General features: G+C 67.9%; 10 protein-coding genes. 9 read left to right on the top strand and 1 reads right to left on the bottom strand.

The window, feature by feature from the left end; all coding sequences use genetic code 11:
* Positions 1-10 precede the first annotated feature (10 nt).
* The gene (locus ABGB11_RS11905) at positions 11-934 is read right to left on the bottom strand and encodes a PD-(D/E)XK nuclease family protein (RefSeq protein ID WP_347631828.1); all 924 of its coding nucleotides are present in this window, start codon (positions 932-934) and stop codon (positions 11-13) included.
* Between the two features lie 104 nt (positions 935-1038).
* On the opposite strand from ABGB11_RS11905, the gene ABGB11_RS11900 reads away from it, so the two are divergent.
* The 9 genes from ABGB11_RS11900 to pafA all read left to right on the top strand — a co-directional run bounded on the left by ABGB11_RS11900 (position 1039) and on the right by pafA (position 11992).
* Positions 1039-2220, top strand: a complete 1182-nt coding sequence (locus tag ABGB11_RS11900) for a M50 family metallopeptidase (protein ID WP_347631826.1) — start codon at positions 1039-1041, stop codon at positions 2218-2220.
* 62 nt (positions 2221-2282) lie between these two features.
* Positions 2283-3206: a tRNA (adenine-N1)-methyltransferase gene (locus ABGB11_RS11895; protein WP_347631824.1), complete on the top strand. Its 924-nt coding sequence runs from the start codon at positions 2283-2285 to the stop codon at positions 3204-3206.
* A gap of 235 nt (positions 3207-3441) precedes the next feature.
* Positions 3442-5205 carry a proteasome ATPase gene (arc, locus tag ABGB11_RS11890; protein WP_347631822.1) on the top strand — a complete coding sequence of 588 codons (1764 nt, stop codon included), beginning with the start codon at positions 3442-3444 and terminating at the stop codon, positions 5203-5205.
* 132 nt (positions 5206-5337) lie between these two features.
* Positions 5338-6855 (top strand): depupylase/deamidase Dop, encoded by a 1518-nt coding sequence (dop, locus tag ABGB11_RS11885; protein ID WP_024935909.1) that lies wholly within the window; start codon positions 5338-5340, stop codon positions 6853-6855.
* A gap of 296 nt (positions 6856-7151) precedes the next feature.
* Complete coding sequence (locus ABGB11_RS11880; protein ID WP_089325987.1) at positions 7152-7361, top strand: ubiquitin-like protein Pup; 210 nt, start codon at positions 7152-7154, stop codon at positions 7359-7361.
* 85 nt (positions 7362-7446) lie between these two features.
* On the top strand, positions 7447-8643 hold the full coding sequence (locus tag ABGB11_RS11875) for an endonuclease VII domain-containing protein (protein WP_347631819.1): 1197 nt from the start codon (positions 7447-7449) through the stop codon (positions 8641-8643).
* 168 nt (positions 8644-8811) lie between these two features.
* Positions 8812-9657, top strand: a complete 846-nt coding sequence (prcB, locus tag ABGB11_RS11870) for a proteasome subunit beta (protein ID WP_347631817.1) — start codon at positions 8812-8814, stop codon at positions 9655-9657.
* Positions 9658-9678: 21 nt separating this feature from the next.
* Positions 9679-10461 (top strand): proteasome subunit alpha, encoded by a 783-nt coding sequence (gene prcA, locus ABGB11_RS11865; RefSeq protein WP_347631815.1) that lies wholly within the window; start codon positions 9679-9681, stop codon positions 10459-10461.
* 172 nt (positions 10462-10633) lie between these two features.
* Positions 10634-11992 (top strand): Pup--protein ligase, encoded by a 1359-nt coding sequence (pafA, locus tag ABGB11_RS11860; protein ID WP_021593623.1) that lies wholly within the window; start codon positions 10634-10636, stop codon positions 11990-11992.
* Positions 11993-12014: the final 22 nt, after the last annotated feature.

Below are 12014 nucleotides of genomic sequence, written 5' to 3'. Positions count from 1 at the left end.
CCGCCCCACCCTAGAGATCGTCGTGCTCTCGCACCAGCGCCGCACCCGCCCCCGCCGGCGCCCCCTCCAGGTCCGCCGGCGACGGACGGTCCACCGGCGCCGCCGGCAGCGGCGGGGGAGTGCCCCCGAACTCCGGGCACCGCTCCTTGTGGTCGCACCAGTCGCACAGCCGCCCCGCCCGTGCCCGCCACTCGCCCGACTCCATCGCCCGCCGGATCGCCGCCCACAGCGCCTCCACCTTCCGCTGCGTCGCCCGCAGATCCGCCTCGTCCGGCTCGTACCGCAGGATCTCCCCGTTGCCCAGGTACATCAGCTGCAGCAAACGTGGCACCCGCCCCCGCAACCGCCACAGCACCAGCGCGTAGAACTTCATCTGGAACAGCGCCCGCGCCTCGAAGTCCGCCCGCGGCGCCGTCCCCGTCTTGTAGTCCACGATCCGCACGTCACCGCTCGGCGCCACGTCCACCCGGTCGATGTAGCCCCGCAGCTTCAGCCCCGAATCCAGCACCGTCTCCACGAACAGCTCGCGCTCCGCCGGCTCCAGCCGCCGCGGGTCCTCCAGCGTGAAGTACCGCTCCACCATCCGCCGGGCCTGGCCCAGCCACTCCTCGCGGTCGGCGTCCCCGGCCTCGCCGTCCCCGAACAGCTCCGCCAGCTCCGGCTCCGCCTCCAGCAGCCGCTCCCACTCCGGCCCCAGCATCCCCAGCGCCGCCTCCGGCGTCCGCGCCTCCGTCGGCAGGTCGTACAGCCGCTCGAGCACCGCGTGCACCAGCGTCCCCCTGACCGCCGCCGCGCTCGGACGCTCCGGAATCCGATCTATCACCCGAAACCGGTACAACAGAGGACACGTCATGAAATCGCCCGCCCGGGACGGCGACAACGACCCCACCACCGCCACAGCCGAAACCCCGCCACCCGCCTCCGTCGTCGTCATGGCACAGCAGCGTAGGCGACACCGCCGACGAAAATCCCGCACCCGCCCCACACCCCGCACGCCCGGCACCACCCCGCCCCACCCGGGGCCGTAGCATCGAAGACGTGACACACAGCGCGCCCCCGACCCAGGGCACAACACCCGCCGGCGCCCCCGGCCCGGACGGCCACGGCCCCGAACGACCCGGCCTCCGCATGGGCCGCATCCTCGGCGTCCCCGTCTACGTCTCGCCCAGCTGGTTCCTGGTCGCCGCCCTCGTCACCGTCATGTTCGAAGGACAGGTCCACGACGTCGTCACCCGCCCCGCCAGCTACCTCGTCGCCTTCACCTACGCCGTCCTCCTCTACGGCTCGGTGTTCGTCCACGAACTCAGCCACGCCGTCACCGCCCGCGCCTTCGGACTCCCCGTCCGCTCCGTCACCCTCCACATCCTCGGCGGCGAAACCGCCATCGAACGCGAAGCCCCCACCCCCGGCCGCGAATTCCTCATCGCCTTCGCCGGCCCCCTCACCAACCTCCTCCTCGCCGGAGCAGGCCTCCTCGCCCACGCCACCCTCACCCTCCCCGACGTCGCACTCCTCCTCCTCGAAGCCCTCACCTTCGCCAACCTCCTCGTCGGCCTCTTCAACCTCCTCCCCGGCCTCCCCCTCGACGGCGGCCGCCTCGTCCGCGCCGCCGTCTGGAAAGCCACCGGAAACAGCCGCAACGGCGCCATCTTCGCCGGCTGGGTCGGCCGCGCCGTCGCCATCGCCTGCCTCATCGCCGGCGCCTACCTCGCCACCTACACCACCGCCGACGACGGCGGCATCGGCTGGCTCGCCCTCCTCTGGTCCGCCCTCGTCGCCTCCTTCATCTGGGTCGGCGCCACCCAGGCCATCCGCGCCGAACGCGTCCGCGACCGCATCCCCCACCTCTCCGCACGCCACCTCGCCCGCCGCGCCACCCTCGTCACCGCCGACACCCCCCTCGCCGAGGCCATCCGCCGCGCCCACGACGACCACGCCGGCGCCATCGTCATCACCGACCACGACGGCAGACCCCTCGGCCTCGTCAACGAGAAGGCCGTCACCGCCACCCCCGAACACCGCCGCCCCTGGATCACCGCCGGCGAACTCTCCCGCGGCATCGACGACGACCTCATCCTCCCCGCCACCCTCGCCGGCGAAGAACTCCTCGACGCCCTCCGCCGCGCACCCGCCTCCGAGTACCTCCTCACCGAACCCGACGGCCGCGTCTACGGCGTCCTCGCCACCACCGACGTCGACCGCACCTTCACCGGCATCTGAACCCCCCGCCCCACCCGCGGCACGGCCGAACCCGCCCCCACCCGCCGCTAGCCTTGACCCCCATGAGCGAACCCACGCCGCACCGCACCACCCCCATCCCCGGCCGCGCCCCCACCGGCCCCTTCCGCCCCGGCGACCAGGTTCAGCTCACAGACCCCAAAGGCCGCATCAACACCATCACCCTCCAACCCGGCAAGCACTACCACTCACACAAAGGCTCCGTCCCCCACGACGACATCATCGGCAACCCCGAAGGCACCGTGTACCGCTCCACCGGCGGCACCGAATACCTCGCCTTCCGCCCCCTCCTCACCGACTTCACCCTCCGCATGCCCCGCGGCGCCGCCGTCGTCTACCCCAAGGACGCCGCCCAGATCATCGCCATGGCCGACATCTTCCCCGGCGCCCGCGTCATCGAAGCCGGCGCCGGATCCGGCGCCCTCACCTGCTTCCTCCTCCGCGCCGTCGGCGAACACGGCCACGTCCACTCCTACGAACGCCGCCCCGACTTCGCCGACATCGCCCGCACCAACGTCGAGAAATTCTTCGGCGCCCCCCACCCCTCCTGGACCCTCACCGTCGGCTCCCTCGAAGACACCCTCACCGAAACCGGCGCCGACCGCGTCGTCCTCGACATGCTCGCCCCCTGGGAAACCCTCGACCCCGTCGCCAAAGCCCTCAACCCAGGCGGCATCCTCTGCGCCTACATCGCCACCACCACCCAGATGTCCCGCATCGTCGAAGACCTCCGCGCCCACGGCTCCTTCGCCGAACCCCACGCCTTCGAAACCCTCCTGCGCACCTGGCACGTCGACGGCCTCGCCGTCCGCCCCGACCACCGCATGATCGGCCACACCGGCTTCCTCGTCACCGCCCGCCGCCTCGCCGACGGCGTCACCCCGCCCGTACGCCGCCGCCGCCCCGCCAAAGGCGCCCACCCCACCGCCAACGGACACGCCACGCCCGACCCCACCGCAGAGTCCTAGATCACATTCCCGCGACACCCACCGCGCATCCCCCCGCCACACCCCACCGGCACCCACGAAACCGCAGGTCCAAGCGCCGTAACACCCCACCCCACCCCACCCCCACGACACCCCCCGCAACCCTCCCCGAACACCCCCGCACGACACGAACACCGAATGGGCAGGTTACGGAAGCCCTCCAGATAGGTAGGGTCTCAGTAGGTCGTCGGCTCTCTTCGTGAGGAGGTGACGGGGCGTGGCCGCTCGTGACGATGCTGGGGCGCGCAGGGCGCAGCACGAAAAGGAGGTCAGAGACCTCCAAACGCAGATCTCCTTCCTGGAGGAGGAGATCTCCGTGCTGCGCCGCAAGCTCGCGGAATCCCCCCGCCAAGTACGTGTTCTAGAAGAACGCCTCCATGAGGCACAGGCCAACCTTGCCGCGGTAACCGGGCAGAACGAGCGACTCGTAGCGACCCTCAAAGAGGCTCGCGAACAGATCGTCGCACTCAAGGAGGAGGTCGACAGGCTCGCACAACCACCCTCCGGATTCGGTGTCTTCCTCGAAGCACGCGACGACGGAACCGTCGACATCTTCACCGGCGGACGCAAACTCCGCGTCAACGTCAGCCCCGCCGTCGACGTCGACGAACTCCAGCGCGGCCAAGAGGTCATGCTCAACGAGGCCCTCAACGTCGTCGAAGCACTCAAGTTCGAAGAGCAGGGCGAAGTCGTCATGCTCAAGGAACTCTTCGACGACGGCGAACGCGCCCTCGTCATCGCGCACGCCGACGAGGAGCGCGTGGTCAAGCTCGCCGAACCCCTCCGCGGCGTCCCCCTCCGGGCCGGCGACTCCCTCATGCTGGAACCCCGCTCCGGATACGCCTACGAGAAGATCCACAAGGCCGAGGTCGAAGAACTCGTCCTCGAAGAGGTCCCCGACATCTCCTACAACGAGATCGGCGGCCTCGGATCGCAGATCGAAATGATCCGCGACGCCGTCGAACTGCCCTACCTGCACGCCGACCTCTTCCGCGAGCACCAGCTCCGGCCACCCAAGGGCGTCCTGCTCTACGGACCCCCCGGCTGCGGCAAGACCCTCATCGCCAAGGCCGTCGCCAACTCCCTCGCCAAACAGGTCGCCGAGAAGACCGGCCAGGAAGGCAAGAGCTTCTTCCTGAACATCAAAGGCCCCGAACTCCTCAACAAGTACGTCGGCGAGACCGAGCGGCACATCCGCCTCGTCTTCCAGCGCGCCCGGGAGAAGGCCTCCGCCGGAACCCCCGTCATCGTCTTCTTCGACGAGATGGACTCCATCTTCCGCACCCGCGGATCCGGAGTCTCCTCCGACGTCGAGAACACCATCGTCCCGCAGCTCCTCAGCGAGATCGACGGCGTCGAAGGCCTCGAGAACGTCATCGTCATCGGCGCCTCCAACCGCGAGGACATGATCGACCCCGCGATCCTGCGGCCCGGCCGCCTCGACGTCAAAATCAAGATCGAACGACCCGACGCCGAAGCCGCCAAGGACATCTTCTCCAAGTACATCCTCGACGGACTCCCGCTGCACCCCGACGACCTCAAGGAACACGGCAACTCCACCGAGGCCACCATCGAGGCCATGATCCAGCGCACCGTCGAGCGCATGTACACCGAAAGCGAGGAGAACCGCTTCCTGGAGGTCACCTACGCCAACGGCGACAAGGAAGTCCTCTACTTCAAGGACTTCAACTCCGGCGCGATGATCCAGAACATCGTCGACCGCGCCAAGAAGATGGCCATCAAGCAGTTCCTCGACACCGGCCAGAAAGGCCTCCGCGTCAACCACCTCCTCGCCGCCTGCGTCGACGAGTTCAGCGAGAACGAGGACCTGCCCAACACCACCAACCCCGACGACTGGGCCCGCATCTCCGGCAAGAAGGGCGAGCGGATCGTCTACATCCGCACCCTCGTCTCCGGCACCAAGGGCTCCGAAGCCGGACGCTCCATCGACACCGTCGCCAACACCGGCCAGTACCTCTGACCCGGCCCTGACCGTGACACCGTACGCGGCGGCCCCCACACCAGGGGCCGCCGCCTACGCCTGCCACGCCACACCCCCCGCGAAGAGCGGGCCCCATGGCTCCACCCTCCCGGCCCCGATAGGCTCGACGATATGAGTGTTCGGCGGGTGATGGGCATCGAGACCGAGTACGGCATCTCCGTACCCGGCCAGCCAGGGGCCAACGCGATGGTGACCTCGTCCCAGGTCGTCAACGCCTACCTCGCGGCATCGGCCGCACGGGCCCGCAGAGCCCGCTGGGACTTCGAGGAGGAGAACCCCCTCCGCGACGCCCGCGGCTTCGACCTCGCCCGCGAGGTCGCCGACCCCACCCAGCTCACCGACGAGGACCTCGGCCTCGCCAACGTCATCCTCACCAACGGCGCCCGCCTCTACGTCGACCACGCCCACCCCGAGTACTCCGCGCCCGAATGCACCAACCCCCGCGACGCCGTCATCTGGGACAAAGCAGGCGAACGCGTGATGGCCGACGCCGCCCAGCGCGCCGCACTCGTCCCCGGCACCCACCCCATCCAGCTCTACAAGAACAACACCGACAACAAGGGCGCCTCCTACGGCTGCCATGAGAACTACCTCATGCGCCGCGAGACACCCTTCGCCGACATCGTCCGCCACCTCACCCCCTTCTTCGTCTCCCGACAGGTCGTCTGCGGCGCCGGCCGCGTCGGCATCGGCGTCGACGGCCGCGGCGACGGCTTCCAGATCAGCCAGCGCGCCGACTTCTTCGAAGTCGAGGTCGGCCTCGAGACCACCCTCAAGCGCCCCATCATCAACACCCGCGACGAACCTCACGCCGACCCCGAGAAATACCGCCGCCTCCACGTCATCATCGGCGACGCCAACATGGCCGAGCTCTCCACCTACCTCAAGCTCGGCACCACCTCCCTCGTCCTCGCCATGATCGAAGACGGCTTCCTCACCGTCGACCTCTCCGTCGACATGCCCGTCGCCGCACTCCGCGCCGTCTCCCACGACCCGTCCTGCAAGCACCTGCTCACCCTCCGCGACGGCCGCAAGATGACCGCCGTCCAACTCCAGATGGAATACCTGGAGCAGTCCCGCAAATACGTCGAGGACCGCTTCGGCGCCGACGTCGACGAGATGACCAGGGACGTCCTCGACCGCTGGGAATCCGTCCTGCACCGCCTCGGCGACGACCCCATGCAGCTCTCCCGCGAACTCGACTGGGTCGCCAAGCTCTCCCTCCTGGAGGGCTACCGCAGCCGCGACGGCCTCGACTGGTCCCACCCGCGCCTGCAGCTCGTCGACCTCCAGTACACCGACATCCGCCCCGACAAGGGCCTCTACAACCGCCTCGTCGACCGCGGCCGCATCGACCGCGTCATCACCGAGGCCGAGGTCCAGGACGCCGTCGAGGACCCGCCCGAGGACACCCGCGCCTACTTCCGCGGCCGCTGCCTGCGCCAGTACGCCGAATCCGTCGCCGCCGCCTCCTGGGACTCCGTCATCTTCGACGTCCCCGGCAGGGAGTCGCTGCAGCGCGTCCCCACCCTGGAGCCCCTGCGCGGCACCAAGCAGCACGTGGGCGCCCTCCTGGACCGCTGCCGCACCGCGGCCGACCTCGTGGCCACCCTCACCGGCCAGAGCTGAACCAGAGCCTTTCCGGGCAGAGCCTCTCCGGGCCGGGCGGCGAGAACGCCGCCCGGCCCGTTCGCGCACCCGTCGGATAGCGCAGCTATCGAATTCGAACGCACTCCGCTGACCTGCGGCGACGGCCGAGGTCTCGGTTTCGTGACCGCTATGCCCGTTTCACCGGTGCACCGACCGGCGATAACCCGAGCAAGTCCCCGGCCCCCGGGGTGGAGGCGGCGAAACGGGTCTTCAAGATTCGCTGGCGGCCGAAGATCGGAGATAGGGTCGAAGGACCGGCAGAGCGGAGGTACCGAATGGCCACGAAGGACACCGGCGGTCAGAAGCAGACCACCCGGCGCACGGAAGAGGTCGAAGAGACCGAGGCCACGACCACCGAGGACGTGCAGGAGCGCCAGGAGAAGCTCACGGACGACGTGGACTCAATTCTGGACGAAATAGACGAAGTATTGGAAGAGAACGCAGAAGACTTTGTCCGTGCATATATCCAAAAAGGGGGGGAATGAACCCATATGTCCGATTTGCTCGGCCATTCTGATCGGGCAACGGATGTGGACATTCTCCGCATAACCAAATAGCGGCATCGAAGGTGTGGGCGAGACCGTTAAGGTCTCGCCCATGCGTTCGAAAAAATGCCGCGACTGCGGCATGATCAAACCCTCGACGGAGTTCTGGAAGAACAAGTCGTCCAGCGACGGCCTGGCCTACTACTGCAAGGTCTGCTTCGGCCTACGCAACAGCCGCGCGTACCGAAAGAAACAGGCGAATCTAAGCAAGGAAGCCCGACCGTACCGCAGACATTCGGATGTCCCTGAAGGGATGAAGTACTGCCCGCAGTGCACAGAGATCAAATCGGTCGATGAGTTCGGGCGTAACCGTGCGTCCCGGTCAGGGCTGACCCACTACTGCCGTCCATGCCATGCCAAGGTCATGGCAGAGAACAGGAACCGCAAGCATGGAAGCGCACGCAACTATCTGCTGAAGCATCGCTACGGCCTGACCGAGGACCAGGTCGGCCAGATGATCGCGGATCAAGGCGGCATGTGCGTCATCTGCTTGCGGTCCGCGGCGGAGCAGGTAGATCACGATCACAGAACGGGGCTCGTCCGCCGGGTCCTGTGCTTCAAGTGCAACGGAGGGCTGGGGCAGTTCGGAGACGATCCGGAACGTCTCCGGCTCGCCGCCGAGTACCTCGAACTCGAGGGCTCACATGCGCGGAGCTTGGTCCTCGAGCTCGGCAGGCCCGTCTTCGCCGGCCGCCGGTACCTGCAAGAGCGCGAATGGTGGAGGAGGGTGAGGCCTGCCAGCGGCTCCCGCGAGCAGCATCTGCGCCGGAGGTACGGGATCGACGACGCGGATGCGCATTGGCTGCTCACGATGCAGTCGGGTCACTGTGCGGTCTGCTTCGAGTTCCCGGCGGAGCACATCGACCATGATCACGCTACCGGTGCCGTACGCGGGATCGCGTGCAGTGGCTGCAACACTGGGATGGGCCAGTTCGGCGACGATCCGGTCTCGTTGAGGCGAGCGGCGGACTACCTACTGGGCGAGCTGGTCAGGGAGATGCCCTCGAACGAAGGGGCGATCCGGTTGTCGTTCACGGTCCCCGACGTGGATCCACGGAGGGCGGCGAAGGCCGACTGGGAACGTCATCGAGAGGCGGACGGACGCCACCGCAGGACGATATGGGTGGTTGACGACGACCACGAGGGGCCGACATGGCTCTCTCAGTGCCTGAAGAAGATCCAGGATTCATACGCGCTCATGGTCGAGGAACTAGCGCGTTGACGGGCTCCAGGATGCTTCCCGGTCCGGTGTGGAGGCGCGGGCGGGTTCGCCGTGGGCTGATCGGGGCGGGGGAGCGTGGCATGCGCGCGGGCGACCTTGAACAGTAGGGTCGTAGACGTCCGCGCCGGGGGGTCGAGATCCGGCGCATGTGGAGGGGAAGGGAGTCGCGTGGCGTCCCACGATTCGTACACCGGACGTCTGCCGGGGTTGTTCGCGAGCCCGGACACGTCGTCGTTCACGGAGTTCCTCGGGGCGTACTCCCCGCAGCTGCTGCCCGGTGGGCGGACGCCGCCCGCGTCGCGTGCGGGTGATGAGATCCCGCATGGTACGACGATCGTCGCGGTGGGTTTCCCGGGCGGGGTGGTGATGGCGGGGGACCGGCGTGCGACGGCGGGCAACGTCATCGCGCAGCGCGACATCGAGAAGGTGTTCCGGGCGGATGAGTTCTCGGCGATCGCGATCGCGGGGACGGCCGGGATCGGGATCGAGATGGTGCGGTTGTTCCAGGTGGAGCTGGAGCATTACGAGAAGCGTGAGGGCCGGACGCTGTCGGTGGAGGGGAAGGCGAACCGGCTGGCGACGATGGTGCGGCAGAACCTGGGCATGGCGATGCAGGGTCTGGCGGTGGTGCCGCTGTTCGCGGGCTACGACGAGGATCGGGACGAGGGGCGGATCTTTTCCTACGATCCGGCGGGTGGCCGGTACGAGGAGCGGGACTTCCATTCGATCGGTTCGGGGTCGGTGTTCGCGCGGGGTGCGCTGAAGAAGCTGTACCGGCCGGATCTGTCGGCGGAGGATGCGGCGCTGGTGTGCGTGCAGTCTCTGTACGACGCGGCCGATGACGATTCGGCGACGGGTGGTCCGGATCTGGCGCGCCGGATCTTTCCCGTGGTGGCGTCGGTGACGTCGGACGGGTACCGCCGGCTGGGCGAGGACGAGGTGGGCGCGTTGGCGCAGGCCGTCGTCGATGGACGTTACGACTCGCCGGGCGGTCCGACCGCCCCGCTGCGATAGAAGGGATCCTGACCGGTGTCCATGCCGTTCTATGTGTCGCCCGAACAGCAGATGAAGGACAAGGCGGACTATGCGCGTAAGGGGATCGCGCGGGGCCGCAGTGTCGTGGTGCTGCAGTACGACGACGGCATCCTGTTCGTGGCGGACAATCCGTCGCGGGCGCTGCACAAGATCAGTGAGATCTATGACCGGATCGCGTTCGCGGCGGTGGGGAAGTACAACGAGTTCGAGAATCTGCGGCTGGGCGGGGTGCGGTACGCGGACATCAACGGGTACCAGTACGACCGGCGGGATGTGACGGCGCGGGGTCTGGCGAACGTGTACGCGCAGTCGCTGGGGACGATCTTCACGGAGACGAACAAGCCGTATGAGGTGGAGCTGGTCGTCGCGGAGGTGGGGGAGGACGCGGAGACGGATCAGATCTACCGGTTGACGTTCGATGGTTCGGTGGCGGATGAGCACGGTTATGTCGCGATGGGCGGGCAGGCCGAGGCGGTGGCGCAGTCGCTGAAGGACGGGTACCGGGAGGGTTCGTCGCTGGAGGAGGCGTTGCGGACGGCGGTCCGGGCGCTGGAGGCGCAGGATTCGGAGCGGCGGTTGGAGGCGCGGTCGCTGGAGGTGGCCGTGCTGGACCGTAATCGTGAGCATCGGTTGTTCCGGCGGCTGTCGGCGGCGCGGATCGGTGATCTGCTGTCGGCGGGGGACGACGGTGGGTCGGGGATCACGTCGGGCGGCGGGGAGGCCGCTGAGGGTGATGAGGGTGCCGGTGAGGGCGCTGCCGGTTCGGGGGCGGACGAGGAGTGAGTTGGGCCGGTTCGTCGCCCGGTGGGGTGGCGGGCCGGTGCCGGGCCCGTCGTGGTTGGGGTGTGGTGCCCTTGCCGTGGCGGGCCTGCGGCGTTTGCGGGGTGGGTGGCGGCGGGGAAACGGTGGGCTGTTGAGACTGCCAAGTGAGGGCTGCGCCGCATAGGGTCATGGTGTGGACAGGCGCATCTTCGGGCTTGAGAACGAGTACGGCGTCACCTGTACGTTCCGCGGGCAGCGGCGGTTGTCACCGGATGAGGTGGCGCGTTATCTGTTCCGCAGGGTGGTGTCGTGGGGTCGTAGCAGCAACGTGTTCCTGCGGAACGGGGCGCGGCTCTATCTGGATGTGGGGAGTCACCCGGAGTACGCGACGCCGGAGTGCGACAGTGTCGTGGATCTGGTGACGCATGATAAGGCGGGTGAGCGGATCCTGGAGGGTCTGCTGGTGGATGCGGAGCGGCGGCTCCGTGAGGAGGGTATCGCCGGCGACATCTACCTGTTCAAGAACAACACGGACTCGGCGGGGAACTCGTACGGGTGTCATGAGAATTATCTGGTGGGGCGGCATGGGGAGTTCGGCCGTCTGGCGGATGTGCTGATCCCGTATCTGGTGACGCGGCAGATCATCTGCGGGGCGGGGAAGGTGCTGCAGACGCCGCGTGGTGCGGTGTACTGCGTGTCGCAGCGGGCGGAGCACATCTGGGAGGGTGTGTCGTCGGCGACGACGCGGTCGCGTCCGATCATCAATACGCGGGATGAGCCGCATGCGGATGCGGAGCGGTTCCGGCGCCTGCATGTGATCGTCGGTGACTCGAACATGAGTGAGACGACGATGCTGCTGAAGGTCGGGGCGACGGACCTGGTGCTGCGGATGATCGAGGCCGGGGTGGTGATGCGTGATCTGACGCTGGAGAACCCGATCCGGGCGATCCGGGAGGTCAGTCATGACATGACGGGGCGGCGGAAGGTGCGGTTGGCGAACGGCCGGGAGGCGAGTTCGCTGGAGATCCAGAAGGAGTATTTCGGGAAGGCGCGCGACTTCGTGGACGCGCGTGGCGGGGACGCGACGGCGAAGCGGGTGCTGGAGCTGTGGGAGCGGACGCTGCGTGCGGTGGAGACGGGTGATCTGGATCTGGTGTCGCGTGAGATCGACTGGGTGACGAAGTACAAGCTGATCGAGCGGTATCGGCGGAAGTACGATCTGCCGTTGTCGTCGCCGCGTGTGGCGCAGCTGGATCTGACGTATCACGATGTGCATCGTGACCGCGGGTTGTACTACCTGCTGGAGAAGCGGGGGTCAGTGGATCGGGTGTCGCGGGATTTGGACATCTTCGAGGCGAAGTCGGTGCCACCGCAGACGACGCGGGCGCGGTTGCGGGGGGAGTTCATCCGGAAGGCGCAGGAGAAGCGGCGTGATTTCACGGTGGACTGGGTGCATCTGAAGTTGAACGATCAGGCGCAGCGGACGGTGTTGTGCAAGGACCCGTTCCGGTCGGTGGATGAGCGGGTGGACAAGCTGATCGCCGGTATGTAGCGGGAGGTCGGGTGTGTGGTGT

Source organism: Actinomadura sp. B10D3 (assembly GCF_039871695.1).
In the GTDB taxonomy this organism is placed as follows: Bacteria; Actinomycetota; Actinomycetes; order Streptosporangiales; family Streptosporangiaceae; genus Spirillospora; species Spirillospora madurae.
This window is presented reverse-complemented; position numbering and strand designations above follow the sequence as displayed.

What these genes read in the sequence shown, in the direction of transcription:
- ABGB11_RS11905 (WP_347631828.1), bottom strand. Translation starts at nt 934, where the DNA reads ATGACGACGACGGAGGCGGGTGGCGGGGTTTCGGCTGTGGCGGTGGTG.
- ABGB11_RS11895 (WP_347631824.1), top strand. Translation starts at nt 2,283, where the DNA reads ATGAGCGAACCCACGCCGCACCGCACCACCCCCATCCCCGGCCGCGCC.
- dop (WP_024935909.1), top strand. Translation starts at nt 5,338, where the DNA reads ATGAGTGTTCGGCGGGTGATGGGCATCGAGACCGAGTACGGCATCTCC.
- ABGB11_RS11880 (WP_089325987.1), top strand. Translation starts at nt 7,152, where the DNA reads ATGGCCACGAAGGACACCGGCGGTCAGAAGCAGACCACCCGGCGCACG.
- prcA (WP_347631815.1), top strand. Translation starts at nt 9,679, where the DNA reads ATGCCGTTCTATGTGTCGCCCGAACAGCAGATGAAGGACAAGGCGGAC.